Source organism: Amycolatopsis decaplanina DSM 44594 (genome assembly GCF_000342005.1).
Classification (GTDB): domain Bacteria; phylum Actinomycetota; class Actinomycetes; order Mycobacteriales; family Pseudonocardiaceae; genus Amycolatopsis; species Amycolatopsis decaplanina.
Map to the genome: position 1 here is coordinate 269,692 of NZ_AOHO01000058.1, position 13,968 is coordinate 283,659.

General features: G+C 67.0%; 10 protein-coding genes. 8 read left to right on the plus strand and 2 right to left on the minus strand.

From position 1 onward, the window contains the following. Positions 1–51: 51 nt before the first annotated feature. Positions 52–1,080: a dTDP-glucose 4,6-dehydratase gene (locus tag H074_RS20640; RefSeq protein WP_039922966.1), complete on the minus strand. Its 1,029-nt coding sequence runs from the start codon at positions 1,078–1,080 to the stop codon at positions 52–54. A gap of 254 nt (positions 1,081–1,334) precedes the next feature. Between H074_RS20640 and H074_RS20645 the strand changes: the two genes are divergently transcribed. Then, positions 1,335–2,468, plus strand: coding sequence for a nucleotide disphospho-sugar-binding domain-containing protein (locus H074_RS20645; protein ID WP_007031999.1), 1,134 nt, complete (start codon positions 1,335–1,337; stop codon positions 2,466–2,468). Positions 2,469–2,537: 69 nt separating this feature from the next. Here the strand turns inward: H074_RS20645 and H074_RS20650 are convergent, their stop codons facing one another. Further along, positions 2,538–3,290 carry an AfsR/SARP family transcriptional regulator gene (locus H074_RS20650; RefSeq protein WP_051071969.1) on the minus strand — a complete coding sequence of 251 codons (753 nt, stop codon included), beginning with the start codon at positions 3,288–3,290 and terminating at the stop codon, positions 2,538–2,540. A 1,289-nt stretch (positions 3,291–4,579) separates the two neighbouring features. On the opposite strand from H074_RS20650, the gene H074_RS20655 reads away from it, so the two are divergent. The 7 genes from H074_RS20655 to H074_RS20685 all read left to right on the plus strand — a co-directional run bounded on the left by H074_RS20655 (position 4,580) and on the right by H074_RS20685 (position 13,923). After that, positions 4,580–8,125, plus strand: coding sequence for a WD40 repeat domain-containing protein (locus tag H074_RS20655; protein ID WP_235096824.1), 3,546 nt, complete (start codon positions 4,580–4,582; stop codon positions 8,123–8,125). Between the two features lie 62 nt (positions 8,126–8,187). Then, the gene (locus H074_RS20660) at positions 8,188–9,834 is read left to right on the plus strand and encodes a phospho-sugar mutase (protein WP_039922968.1); all 1,647 of its coding nucleotides are present in this window, start codon (positions 8,188–8,190) and stop codon (positions 9,832–9,834) included. A 1-nt stretch (position 9,835) separates the two neighbouring features. Continuing rightward, positions 9,836–10,288: a flavodoxin family protein gene (locus tag H074_RS20665; RefSeq protein WP_007032003.1), complete on the plus strand. Its 453-nt coding sequence runs from the start codon at positions 9,836–9,838 to the stop codon at positions 10,286–10,288. A gap of 413 nt (positions 10,289–10,701) precedes the next feature. Beyond that, a complete protein-coding gene (locus H074_RS20670) occupies positions 10,702–11,094 on the plus strand; it encodes a helix-turn-helix domain-containing protein (protein WP_007032004.1) in 393 nt (130 codons plus the stop codon). Further along, positions 11,091–11,612, plus strand: a complete 522-nt coding sequence (locus tag H074_RS20675) for a hypothetical protein (RefSeq protein WP_007032005.1) — start codon at positions 11,091–11,093, stop codon at positions 11,610–11,612. The genes H074_RS20670 and H074_RS20675 overlap by 4 nt, the downstream gene beginning before the upstream one ends. Then, entirely contained in the window at positions 11,609–12,742 is a 1,134-nt protein-coding gene (locus H074_RS20680; RefSeq protein WP_007032006.1) for an MAB_1171c family putative transporter, read from the plus strand. Before H074_RS20675 ends, H074_RS20680 begins: the two co-directional genes overlap by 4 nt. Further along, entirely contained in the window at positions 12,739–13,923 is a 1,185-nt protein-coding gene (locus H074_RS20685) for an amidohydrolase family protein (RefSeq protein ID WP_007032007.1), read from the plus strand. Before H074_RS20680 ends, H074_RS20685 begins: the two co-directional genes overlap by 4 nt. Positions 13,924–13,968 lie beyond the last annotated feature (45 nt).

The following is a 13,968-nucleotide window of genomic DNA, read 5'->3' on the forward strand; positions in this document are numbered from 1 at the left end:
TTCCGGTCACCTCCGCACCGAACGCACAGTCGCTCGAGAGTCCACTGTTCCTCAGGCGCCGGTGGAAGCCGATCGTTTGGGTTCGTAGATCTCCTTACGCGACTGCTTGAGCTGTTTACTCTCTTTGACCTGGCGCCACCACTGTTCATTCTTCTGGTACCACTCGACCGTTTTGGCGATCGTGCTTTCGAAGGAATGCCGGGGACGCCAGCCCAGTTCGGCCAGTTTGGTGGTGTCGAGATGGTAGCGATAGTCGTGCGCCGGCCGGTCCCCAATGAATTCGAGGAGGTCTTCGTCCTCTCGCCCCAGCTCGCTCAATACCGCGCGCGCGAGGTCGATGAGGCTGCGCTCGTTACCACCCGCGATGTTGTAGGCGTTGCCCACCTCGCCTTCGCAGAGGACCAGATGGTTGGCCGCGTTGAGGTCGTCCACGTGTGTCCAGTCGCGGACGGCGGCCCCACTGCCGTACAACGGGACCGGCTCGCCGTCGACGGCGTTGGTGATGAACAGCGGCACCACGTTTTCGATGTGCTGCTGAGGTCCGACGGCATTGGCACCCCGGGTGTACACGACCGGCAAGCCGAAGGTGTGCTGATAGGCGCGCGACAGCATCTCGGCCGCCGCTTTACAGCCGGCGTAAGGATTCCTCGGTCGCAACGCGTCATCCTCCACCGCGGCGTCGGTCAATCTCGGACCGTAGACCTCAGGGGTGCTGATCTGCAGGAACTTGGCCACTCCGCTGTCGCGGGCGGCCCTCATGAGCACATCCACCCCGACGACATTCGACTGAACGAAGGGACGGTGATCCAGCACCGATCGATCCACGAAGGACTCGGCCGCGAAATTGACCACGTGATCGACTTTCGACATCAACTCGCGGGCCAGCTCATCGTCACAGATATTCCCTTCGACGAACTCGAATCGCTTCGACTCGATCGCTTTCGAGAGATTCTCCTCACGGCCACGATAGTTGAGCACGTCCAGGCCGATCAGTGTGGCGTCTTCATCGTTTTCGAGCACCCAGTTCACATAGTTGCTCCCGATGAATCCAGCAGCGCCAGTCACCAGAATCTTCCGCATGAGAAGTACGCTCCCTAGTGTTTGTCACCGTTGCCGTCCCGGCGGACTGTCGATGTCGTGCGGGCGACGCACCAGCACCGCCTGAATTTATGGAAGCACGCACGACCTGAGCATCAAGTGACTGCCACGTGAGCCGAAATTGAGGAAACCGTGACGCACCGCCAAGTCACATGCCGCCATGCAACCATGAAGGAGTCCGGTCGTACGGACTCCCGGTTCGCACGAAATACCACTCCAAGTCTGGAGGTTCCCGCGTGCGGGTTTTGTTCTTGACGTTGCCCGGCCTGGGCCACGTGTTCCCTTTGATTCCCACCGCCTGGGCACTTCGCGCGTCCGGGCACGAGGTGCTCTTCGGCTGTATCGGAGACTCTTCGGATGCGGTCAACCGTGCGGGACTGCCGTCGGTCCGGCTCGCGTCCGAGGTGGACGTCGGCGCTGTGGTCAAGCAGCACACGGCGGCCAGCGACGTCCAGTGGGCCTCGAAACGCATGCTCGACAACGAGTATTTCGTCAATGCGGCGGCCGGCTTCTTCGCGACGCTTTCCGAGATCGCCGTCGACGACGGGATCCGGCTCGCCGAGGCATGGCAGCCCGACCTCGTCGTGCACGGTCACGTCCAGGGGGCAGGCCCTCTCATCGCCCAGAAGCTGGATGTCCCCGCAGTCGAACACGGTATCGATTTCGCCAGTCAAGCGGCGCTGTCGGACCGGGTGCACGAGTTCCTCGCCGACGCCTACCGGCGACATGGCCTCAAAGGCGATCGGCGTTGCGACGCGGTCATGAACGTCACTCCGCCGAGTATCGCCCTCGACGACACTTATGGCTGGAAAGTCCGCTACATCCCCTACAACGCAGGCGGCACAGTGCCCGACTGGATGCTGACGCCGCCGTTCCGCCCGCTGGTCGGCGTCACCCTGGGCACGACCGTCCCGCAGTTGAGTGGAGTCGGCGGCCTGCGCGGTCTCGTCGAGGCTGCGGCCGAGGTCGACGCCGACTTCGTTCTCGCGCTGGGCCACGCGGACGCGGGTGAGCTCGGAACACTTCCCGACAACGTCCGAGCCGCCGGCTGGATTCCGCTGAACGCACTGCTCGCGGTCTGTGTCGGCCTTGTCCATCACGCGGGCTCCGGTGCCACGATGGGCGCGCTGACCGCAGGCGTCCCCCAGCTGGTCCTGCCGCACGGGCTCAACCAGTTCTACAACGCTTCGGTCGTGTCCGGCTGTGGGGTGGCGCTGGCACCTCCGCCCGAGCAACTGGACACAGCGACCTTGCGGGAGCTGGTGAGCAGCGAGACGTTGCGCTCGAAAGCACGGAAGATGAGCGACGAGATCGCGGCACTGCCCTCCCCCGCCGACTTGGTCGGCGACCTGGTGAAGATCCGGCACTGAGCAGGCACGAGCGACCGACGCCATCCGGTCCGTGCACCCTGTGCACGGACCGGATGGCGTGCCGACGACTCAGATCGGGGCATCGAGCAGGCGGCTGCGGGACAGTACCGCCTGGTGCAGTGACTGGAATTCCGGCGACGGCTCTATTCCCAGCTCCTGGATAATCCGCTCACGGAAATCACGGAATACGTTCAAGGCGTCGGCGGTCCGGCCACACCGATGAAACGCGATCATCAGTTTACTGTGCAGTGATTCATGAAGACTGTGCTCGACGATCAACGATGCCAATTCGCCCACAAGTTCACGATGACGCCCAAGTCTGAGATCCGCATCTATTCTTTGCTCCAGTACATATAACCTGTTTTCCTCGAGTTGAACGATCCTAGCTTGAATCCCCTGACCAGGCTGGAACTCGAGAGCTATCGAGCCTCGCCAAAGGTCCAGCGCTGCACGGAGAAGTGCCGCCGCTTCGGCATTGTTTCCCAATCCCAGCTCCCGCGCCCCGGCTCGCGCACGATCTTCGAACCGCTGCAGGTCCAGCATCTCCTGACCGAGTCGAAACAGGTAGCCCTCACCGTCGGTGATCAAGATCTTCTTGGCGATAAGCCCTTGCTCGACGCCTGCAACCTCGGCCATCCACCTACGCAGCTGAAAGACGTAGGTCTGGAGCGTGTTGACAGCACTTACCGGCGGCCGGACCCCCCAGAGTTCCTTGACCATGGCGCCGATCGACAGCGGCTTGTTCACGTTGAGCAGGAAGAGAGTCAGCAGCGCACGCAGCTTTGGCGCCGTCGGCACGAATTCGTATCCATTCGACTCCATTCGCAGAACCCCCAGAACCTTGAACCTCAAACCTAGCGCGTCTTGATCACGCAAAAAAGCCCCCCGTCCAATAGTAAACGGTTCCCACCCGCTCCCACCATTCGAATCCGGAGCCATTCCCGAAACTTCGATGCATTGCGGCAAGCGGTTGCGTGCAGCACGTACAGCACACCTGTTCGATTCTAGACACGACCGCCCGGACACGCCAGCAACGAACATCGTCACCACCCGAATGGTCGCTGCGGAAATAGGCGGCAATCATCGTCAGCAACGGCGGTCCCTGAATATGGAAGAATTGTCGACGCGACGTCGATACGACCCGATTGACCGATATGTGCGCACATCGGTCACGAAAGCGGCCGATATTTCAATAAGTTCGAATAGTTGACCCGGCGCACCGCCTGAGCGACGCCATCCGCCCGCCGCCGCGACCCAGTCCACGATCCGGGCACCTGTGCACCTCAGGAGCGAAGTTCCCTGGCGCCGGACCGCGCAGGCTGCCGGGAATTGCAGCGCGGTTGTCCCGGACGTGGACGCCAAGCGGGTGACGGCAGTGCAATTGTGCTCTCGACATCGCCGTGCCCCATAGTCCCCCCTGCCTGTGTCACGAGAACCCGCTCCAGAGGCCGCCGATGCGGATCGTCCGGTCCGCGCCGTACCGCTATGGCCGCCTCGGCGAGCATTCCAAAGATCCACCGAAGCAGCACTTCCCGTCGGCGTGACCGGGCGGAAAACCGCACTTCACGCCCCATGCCGTCGTTTTTCGCTCCGAAATCCGGGCTCGCTTCGATCTTGAATTCCACGCCGGTTGTGGCCAGCATTGGGCCAGTGACGGTCGGGGGACCGCAGGCGTTCGGGTGCAGCCCGGCGGGCGATGGGGGGCCGAAGTGAGTGCGTCGAGTACAGGGCAAGGGGCACGCCAAGTGTTCGCGGAGCGGTTCGCTCTGCTGTACGCGGAGGCAGGGAATCCACCCTTGAAGCGGGTAGCCGAATCAGTGGCGAGGACCCATCCGATCGACGAACGCGGGCAACCGGTGCGGGTCGCGATCCCCCGCATCAGCGAGTGGCGGCGTGGACGAAACGTCCCCGCGCGGTTCAGTTCCCTCTCACCGGTACTGGACGTCTTGATCGGTCAGGCTCGCAGGTCCCGTCCACGGCCGGTCGCGAAAGGCCTGTACGACTTGGACGAGTGGCGCGCACTGTGGCGCAGCGCCTTGGACAGTCCGGCGAACGGTGGCTCGCCGGAGGGAGCCCGTCCGGCCGGCGATACCTCCCCCCAGGTGCCCACCATGGATGCCGGGGTCTGCCCATACCGGGGTCTGGCCGCCTTCCGGGAACAGGATGCCAGCTGGTTCTTCGGCCGAGAGCGAAGCTCGGACGCGCTGCTCGCCGGCCTGAATGACGCCCTGGCCACCGGTGGCATCGTGATGCTGGTGGGCGCTTCGGGCGCCGGGAAATCCTCCCTGTTGAGAGCCGGGCTGATCCCGGCTCTGGCGGCGGGGGCACTTCCGGTCGAAAGATCGGCGGAGTGGCCGGTGGTCGTGATGACCCCCGGAGCAAACCCACTGGCCAGATTGATCCGGTTCGTCCCCGGCCTGGCCGAGGTGCTCAAACCCATGCTCAGCGAGAGCACGGATGGTTCCGCTCCGCCGGACGGCGACGCCGAGTCCTTTGCCTTGGCCGTTCGAGAAGCCTTCGCCGCGCACGGGACAAGCGCGAGCCAGGCTCAAGCGAGACTGGTGCTCATCGTCGATCAGTTCGAGGAGGTGTTCACCGCTTGCGGGAGTGAAGACGAGCGCCGGGTCTTTCTCCACGTACTGCACAGCGCGTGCACTCCAGCGACCGAGGGGGAAGCGGCTCCCGCCGTGGTGCTGCTCGGTCTGAGGGCCGACTTCTACGGCCGGTGCTTGGACTACCCGGTGCTGGCCGACGCCCTGCAACAACGACAATCGGTCCTGGGGGCGATGACTGCCGGCGAAGTCCGGGAGGCGGTGTTGCGCCCGGCAAAGGAGGCGGGCCTGCTGATAGAGCCGGGATTGGCGGACCTGGTCCTTCGTGACCTCGGGGTCGGGAACGGCCAGGCGCGGCGCCGGACGGGCCAGGAAACCTACGACGCGGGCGCGTTACCCTTGCTCTCCCATGCCTTGCTGGCCACCTGGCAGCGCAGAAAGACCGGGAAGCTGACCCTTTCCGGATATCGCGCGGCCGGCGGGATCCACGGTGCCGTGGCGGTGACCGCCGAGCAGGCATGGGCGGAATTGGATCCGGCAGGCAGATCGGCCGCCCGCTCGATCCTGCTCCGGCTCGTGCACATCAGCGAGGACACCCACGACACGCGTGTCCAGCGCGATCGGGCCGATCTGATGGAAGTGGCACGGAACCGCGCGGCCGCCGAGCGTGCGATGGAGGTGCTGGCGGGAGCGCGTCTGGTCACATTGGGCACCGATTTCGTCGAGATCACCCATGAGGCCCTTCTGCTGGCTTGGCCTCGTCTGCGCGGTTGGGTCGACCGCGACCGCGCCGGCCTCCTACAGCGGCAACGTCTGGAAGAGGAGGCACGGATCTGGGATGCCCACAACCGTGACTCTTCGCTCCTGTACCGCGGCACGCGGTTGGAAGCCGTGCAGCAGCTGGCGCATCGTGACGACGAGCTCGCCGCGACCACCCGGACCTTCCTGACGGCATCAACCCGGCACCAGCGCCGTGCGATGTGGCTTCGCCGCGCCGCCGTCGCACTGGTGACCGTCTTCGCGATGATCGCGGCCTCCGTGGCCGTGGTGGTCATCCGGCAACGAGACGACGCCGAGTACCGGCAGATCGTGAGTGAAGCGGACCGGCTCCGGGACACCGATCCGGCCTTGTCGGCGCAACTCGACCTGGTCGCCTACCGACTTCGCCCCGACGATGCCGAGATGCGTTCCAGGCTCGTTTCGACCCAGCACGACGTGCTGGCCACCAGCCTCACCGGGCATTCCGGCGCGGTGTACACGGTGGCGATGAGCCCGATCGGCGGAATTCTCGCCACGGGCGGCCAGGACCGTACGGCACGGCTGTGGAACGTCACCGATCTCGCCCATCCCCTTTCGCTCGGACCACCACTCACCGGGCACACTGCCGCACTCCGCTCACTCGCCTTCAGCCCCGACGGCCACACCCTCGCCACCGCGAGCGACGACCAGACCACCCGGCTCTGGAACGTCACCGACCCCGCCCACCCCACATCTCTCGGACCACCACTCACCGGACACACTGCCGCACTCCGCTCACTCGCCTTCAGCCCCGACGGCCACACCCTCGCCACCGCGAGTCAGGACAAGACCGTGAGGCTGTGGGACACCCGCGACGTCTCGCGGCCTGTCCCGCTGGGCGAGCCACTCACCGCCCATACCGGCCCGGTCTGGGCGGTACTGTTCAGTCCCCGCGGCGGCACGCTGGCGACCGGCAGCTATGACAAAACGGCGAGACTCTGGGACATTCGCGACCCCGCCCACGCCGTCCCACTGGGCAAACCGCTTCCCGGGCACACCGGGGCGATCGGCGCACTCGGGTTCAGCTTCGACGGGCGCACGCTGGCGACGGGCAGCTACGACAAGACGATTCGTCTTTGGGATGTGCGCGACCCGGCTCGCGCGGTACCCATCGGCCCACCACTTCTCGGCAGTAACAGTGCCGTGTACTCCCTGGCTTACAGCCCGAGCGGCTACACGGTCGCCGCAGGCAGCGAAGACAATGCCGTCCGGCTCTGGCAAAAGCCGTCAGGGCGGCTGTCCGACCACACCGCGAGCGTGCTCGGCGTCGACTACCGCCCCGATGGGCAGGTGCTGGCCACCGCCAGCGAAGACCAGACCGTGCGGCTGTGGGACGCCACCGATCCCGGGCATCCGACGGCTCTGGGCGCCCCCATCACCGGGCACTCGGACACCATCTGGGCGCTGAAGTTCAGTCCCGATGGACGGATGCTGGCGACCGCCAGTGACGACCGGACTATCCGGCTATGGGATGTGCGCGACCCTGCGCACCCGCGGCCGCTGGGCGCCCCCATCACCGGGCACGAAGGTGCTGTCCGATCGATCGCTTTCAGCCCGGATGGCGGTCTTTTGGCGACAGGGGGAAGCGATCTGACCGTCAGGCTTTGGGACCTCAGCGATCCACTCGACGTGAAGATGACCGGGCAGCCCCTGAGAGGTCACTCCGATACCGTTTGGTCGACGTCCTTCAGCCCCGACGGCCATACCCTCGCCACCGCGGGAGGCGCCTCCGCTCGCCTGTGGGACGTCCGGGATCCGTCCCATCCGGTTCCTTCGGGGCAGCCTCTCACCGCGCACACCGGTGCCGTCTGGGCCGCCAAGTTCAGCCCGGACGGCCGGCTTCTCGCCACCGGAGGCAGCGACCGCACCGTACGGCTTTGGAACGTCAGCGACCCGGCGCATGCCGTACCACTTGGAGAACCGCTTACCGGTTACCAGGGAACAGTGTGGGCGATGGCCTTCACCCCCGACGGCCACACGCTCGCCAGCAGCGGCTACGACAAGACCATCGTGCTGTGGGACCTCACGGACCCGGCCCGGCCTGTCGCGATCGGCAGGCCGCTCACCGGCCACACCGACACCATCTGGGCAATGGCTTACCGCCCCGACGGGCGATTTCTCGCCACCGGCGGCAACGACAGCACCACACTTGTGTGGGACTTCGACGTCCAGCGCGCCATCCAGCGGATCTGCGGGTCCACCTACGGCACCATGACCAGGGAACTGTGGGCTCAGCATCTGCCGCAGTTCTCCTATGAACCACCTTGCGACGAGCAAGGCCAATTCGTCAGGAAGGAAGATGATTGAAAGACCCGGACGGCGGGCCGGGATCGATCGCACCCTCTCCAACGTACCCGTAGGCTGACTCGGTGACGACTACCTTGACCTCGGATCTCCGGGATCGGGCGTTCCGCTGGATCGCCGACGACCCGGACGACGATTCCCGCGTCGAGCTGCAGAACATCCTCGCCCGCGCGATGGGCGGCGAAGCCGGTGCGGCGGACGAACTCGCGGACCGGATGGCGGGGCCGCTCGAATTCGGCACCGCCGGGTTGCGCGGCCCGGTGCGCGCGGGCCCCAACGGGATGAACGTCGCGGTCGTCACCCGGACGACGGCCGGGGTCGCGGCCTGGCTGACCGCGCAAGGACATTCGGGTGGGGTCGTGGTGGTCGGCCGCGACGCGCGGCACGGTTCGGAAGCCTTCGCCAAGGCCGCCGCCGAGGTGCTGACGGCCGCCGGATTCGCGGTGAAGGCGCTGCCCGGCCCGCTGCCGACCCCGGTGCTCGCGTTCGCCGTGCTGGAACTCGGCGCGGTCGCGGGCATCCAGATCACCGCGTCGCACAATCCCCCGGCCGACAACGGTTACAAGCTTTACGACGCGACGGGCGGCCAGATCGTCCCACCCTCGGACGGTCAGATCGAGCGGGCCATCGAAGCCGCTCCCCCGGCGATCAGCGTGCCTCGCGAGCCGGGCGCCGAGGTGCTGGGCGACGAACTCAGGGACGCGTACCTCGCCAAGGTCGCGCTTCTGCCTCGCGGCCCGGAACGCGGGGTAAGGGTCGCCGCGACGGCGTTGCACGGCGTCGGCGCGGAGACCCTGCGCGCCGCGTTCGAGCGCGCCGGTTTCACCGACCTCCACGTGGTGGCCGAGCAGGCGACACCGGATCCGGACTTCCCGACGGTCGCCTTCCCGAATCCGGAGGAACCGGGCGCGACGGATCTCTTGCTGGCACTGGCGTCCGAGATCGACGCCGACCTGGCGATCGCGCTCGACCCGGACGCCGATCGCTGCGCGCTGGGCGTGCGCGAGCGGGACGGTTCGTGGCGGATGCTGCGCGGGGACGAAACAGGCGTCCTGCTCGGCTGGCATGTTCTGTCCACTGTAGACAAAACAGACACCGACGATCCGCTGGTGGCCACGACGATCGTGTCGTCGTCGATGCTCGGCGAAGTCGCGAAGGAATCCGGGGCGCGCTACGCGGAGACCTTGACCGGGTTCAAATGGCTGGTCCGCGCCGGCGAAGGGCTCGTGTTCGCTTACGAAGAGGCGCTCGGCCTCTGCGTGAATCCCGGTTTCGTGCGCGACAAGGACGGCATCTCCGCCGCCGTGCTCGCCGCGGGCCTGGCCGCTTCCCTGCGCGCGGCGGGCCGCGGACCGCTGGACGTCCTCGACGAACTGGCCGTGAAGCACGGCGTGCACGTGACGGATCAGGTCTCGCTGCGGGTCACCGACCTGTCGGTGCGGGAGCGCCTGATGGCGGGCCTGCGCGCCGCTCCCCCGGCGTCGCTGGGCGGCACCGGCGTCACGATGGAAGATCTCCTTCCCGACGCCGACGTCCTCCGCCTGACCGGCGAGGGCCTGCGGGTCGTCATCAGGCCGTCGGGGACCGAGCCGAAGCTGAAGGCGTACCTGCAGATCAAGGAGCCGGTCACCGGCGATCTCGCCGAGGCGCGGGCCGCCGCGGACGAGCGGCTGGCCACCCTCCGGACCGACATCGAGTCCCGGCTGGTGTGACGTGCCGAAGCTGCTGATCGTCCACCACACGCCGTCGCCCTCGACGCAGGCGATGTTCGAAGCCGTGCTCTCCGGCGCGAACCATCCGGACATCGAGGGCGTCGACGTCGTGCGCCGCGCGGCGCTGGGCGCGACCGTGCCCGACGTCCTGGAGGCCGACGGCTACCTGCTCGGCACCCCGGCGAATCTGGGCTACATGTCCGGCGCGCTGAAGCATTTCTTCGACACGGTCTACTACCCGTGCCTGGATTCCACGCGGGGACGGCCGTTCGGCTTCTTCGTGCACGGCGACAACGACACGTCCGGCACCGTGCGCGGAATCGAGGGCATCACCACCGGCCTCGGCTGGGAACGCGTGGCTCCCCCGGTGCTCGTCACCGGCGAACCGAGCGAAGCGGATCTCGAGGCCTGTTTCGAACTGGGCGGCACCTTGGCCGCCACGCTCATGCCCTGAGACTTCTTCGCGATTCGTTACCTATTTGCGCGAGACGCCGACCCAAGCAAGTCGATGTCTCGCGCAAGTAGGTGACGAATCGCGCTGGAAAGTAAAGGGGCCTGTCACCGGAAGCCCTGGGGGTCGACCTCCGGCAACAGGCCTAGGTCAAGGGTTCGCCGTGATGGCGATCAACCTTGACTGCTTCAGCGTACTACATCAGGCACGATCTTGTGCACCCACCGGGAAAAAGGCCTCTCACTCCGGCGTCCGTACACCCCCAGGGCACGGATTCCGGAGCAAGAGACCAGGCACGGCACGAAACCGCTTGACAACTGTAAACCACTGCATACGTGCGCTGTCAACAGCTGCGGACAGGCTGTATCGCGTTACACTCCGACTACAGAACGGGGCTATGGAACGGAAGGGGGATCATGTCGCCGTACCAGACCTTCGCCAGGAAACTGAGCGCGCTGATCGATTCGGCGCGCGCGGACGAAGGCGCCCCGCACAGCTATCGCGAGCTGTCCGCGGCGATCGATCGCGCCGGCGGCCCCTCCATGTCGCCCGCGTACCTCCAGCAGCTCGCCACGGGCAAGCGGATCAACCCGAAGATCCACTACGTCGAGGCGCTGGCGAAGCTGTTCGGGGTCCCGATCACCTACTTCTTCGAAGATCAGGAACCCCAGCCCGTCGGAGAGGCGAAGCTCATGGCCATGCGCGCGCAGGAGCTTTCCCCGCAAGGCCGGCGTCAGGTCATGGACCTGCTGGAACTCGTCGAGCGGTACGAACGGGCCGAGCGCGAGCAGCCGGGCGAAAGCCGATGAAGGAACGGGAACTCCGCAAACGCTGCCGCCGGATGCTCAACAGGCTCGACATCGAACCGCCGCTCGACGTCGGCGTGCTCTGCGAGCGGCTCGGCGAACAGCGTGGCAGGCCGATCCGGCTGATGCCGTACCCGCTGGAGGTCCCGGGCCCGTTCGGCTGCTGGATCGCCACCGGCTCGGCGGACTACATCTTCTTCCAGCAGGAGACCACGAAGTCCCATCAGGATCACATCATCCTGCACGAACTCGGACATATGCTCGCCGATCACCATCCCGGCGGAGACGCCGAGCCCGCCGACTTCCTGCGCGGCCCCGCCACCGGACTCGACGGCGACGCGGTACACCGCGCTTTACGCCGCACCTCCTACGATGAGGCGCACGAATGGGAAGCCGAGACCGTGGCGACCATCATCCTCGAATGGGCGTCGGTCTTGAACTACACGATTCCCCGTCGCGCCGACGACGATGACGTCCGCCGCGTCCAAGGCGCACTGGGCGACCATCAAGGGTGGCTGTGAACGCACTGTTCTCCCCTCTCAACGTCGTGGCGATGGTGCTGTTCGCGACCGCGCTCGCCTGGCGGATCTACCAGACGTACCGGGCGCCCCGGCTGCTGCCGAACTGGGCGATCACCATCACGATCGCCTGTGTCGCCGGTTCGTTCCTCTCCCAGCAGAAGGTCATCTCCGGCTGGCTCGACGGCCTGACGGGCAGAGGCACCGGCCGCCTGGTCAACAACGTCCTGCTCGCCATCGGGGTCTGCGCGCTGCTGATCGTCTTCCTCGGCTCCGCGCTGGGCCCGCGCAGGCCGGGCCGGGTCCTCTTCGAGCTGATCCCGCTGTCCGGCGCGATCGCGCTGATGCTGGTCGCCATGGCCATCACCCCGCCGGAGGTGCGAGGACTGGCGCTGAGCCCGAAGCTCGTGCACGTGCCCGGCGTGGCGCTGTTCTACCTGGGGGCCGGGATCTACCTGATCTACGGCCTCGCCGCCTGCGCCTGGTGGATCTTCCGGTACATCCGCACCGCGGACCGCCATCTGAAGACCGGGCTGAAACTCAGCGCCGCCGGACTGATCTGCCTTTCCGTGGGCAGTGTCTTCCGCGCGCTCTACATCGTGATCGCCTGGGCGTTCGGGCCGTCGATCCCGCTTCTGCTCACCGTCGCCGTTCCGCTGGTACTCCTCGGGATCGTGCTCTTCCTCGCCGGGATCACCTATCCCGGTGTCCGCGCGCGGTTCGCCGCGCTGCGACGGCGGCGCCAGCACCGGCTGCACCACGACGAGCTCACCCCCTTGTGGACGGCGCTGGCCGGGATCTACCCGAACATCGTGCTCCGGACCACGCCGCAGGGACCGTGGGAGCGGTGGCGCCCGCGTACGGTCCACCGCCGGTACTACCGCCGCGTGATCGAGATCCGGGACGGACTCGTGCAGCTGAGCCCTTATCTGGAAACCGATCTCACCACGCTCGCCGCCGACGATCCACGGGCGGCGGCGGAGGCGCTGAAGACGGCGATCGCCAGGCAGACCGCGGGCGAAGAGACCGACGGGCGCGCGAAACTCGTGCTCCCGGGCGGCGCCGCCGACATCGAATCCGACGTGCGGCCGTTGCTCGCGCTCTCCGCCGCGGTCTCCAGGAGCGAGGCATGACAGCACAGCTTTTGCTGACGGCGGACCGGGTCCTGCCGCGTCCGAGCACGCCGCTCGAAGACGGCGCCGTTCTCGTCGAGGGCGACAGGATCCTCGCGGCGGGCCCTCGCGCCGAGGTCGTGGCACAGGCGTCGCCGGACGCCGAAAGGCTCGGCTTCCCCGGCGCGACGCTGCTGCCCGGCCTGTTCAACGCCCATGTGCACCTGGCGTTCGACGCCACCCGCGAGATGCTGCCGAACTTCCTGGCGAGCGACGACGACACACTCCGCGCGGACGCCAAGGAGCGCTTGGGACGACTGCTGCGCAGCGGCGTCACGACGGTGCGGGATCTCGGCGATCGCGACGCGCTGGGCGCGCGGATCCGGGCGGAGCTCGAAGCCGAAGGCGCCGTCGCTCCACGTCTGCTGACCGCGGGATCACCCTTGACCGTCCTCAAGGGACACTGCCACTTCTTCGGCGGCGAGGTCGGCGACGACGACGCGATCCGGGCCCTGATCGACGCCAACGCGGCCGCGGGCGCCGACGTGATCAAGGTGATGGCCAGCGGCGGCCAGATCACCGAGGGCGGCGCGGACATGTGGGAGTCGCAGTTCGATGTCCGGGCGCTGCGCCTGATCGTCGACCACGCCGCACGCCACGGGCTCCCGGTCGCGGCGCACGCCCACGGTGCCGACGCGATCGAGGCGTCGGTCGAGGCGGGCGTGGCCACGATCGAGCACTGCACCTGGATGACCGGGCCCCAGCGACAGGACCGACGGGAAAACGTCGCGAAGCGGATGGCGGCCGAGGGCATCGCGGCGTGCTCGACGAGCAGCCGCAACTGGCGGATGCTGGCCGAGCGCATGGGCGAGGAACTCGCGAAGACCGTCTACGGCCGGTTGTCCTGGCTGGAAGAACTGGGCGTCCCGCTTCTGTCGGGGACCGACGCCGGGTTGCCCGGTTCGGTCTTCGACGATCCGGTCGGCGCCCTCGAGCTCTACGAATGGCTCGGTTTCGGCAGACGCCGGATCCTCGAAATCGCGACCGAGGACTCCGCCGCCGGACTCGGCCTCGGCGACGTCACCGGTCGGCTCGTTCCCGGGCTGAGCGCCGACCTCCTGGTGGTCGACGGCGATCCGCTCGCCGACCTTTCCGCGCTCCGGAACCTTCGCCTGGTCCTTTCTCGCGGCGTCCGGGCCTGACTCCCGAAAGTGGGACGCCAAGTTTGGTGACACCGTTTTAAAACG

What these genes read in the sequence shown, in the direction of transcription:
- H074_RS20640 (WP_039922966.1), bottom strand. Translation starts at nt 1,080, where the DNA reads ATGCGGAAGATTCTGGTGACTGGCGCTGCTGGATTCATCGGGAGCAAC.
- H074_RS20650 (WP_051071969.1), bottom strand. Translation starts at nt 3,290, where the DNA reads ATGGAGTCGAATGGATACGAATTCGTGCCGACGGCGCCAAAGCTGCGT.
- H074_RS20655 (WP_235096824.1), top strand. Translation starts at nt 4,580, where the DNA reads ATGGATGCCGGGGTCTGCCCATACCGGGGTCTGGCCGCCTTCCGGGAA.
- H074_RS20670 (WP_007032004.1), top strand. Translation starts at nt 10,702, where the DNA reads ATGTCGCCGTACCAGACCTTCGCCAGGAAACTGAGCGCGCTGATCGAT.
- H074_RS20675 (WP_007032005.1), top strand. Translation starts at nt 11,091, where the DNA reads ATGAAGGAACGGGAACTCCGCAAACGCTGCCGCCGGATGCTCAACAGG.
- H074_RS20685 (WP_007032007.1), top strand. Translation starts at nt 12,739, where the DNA reads ATGACAGCACAGCTTTTGCTGACGGCGGACCGGGTCCTGCCGCGTCCG.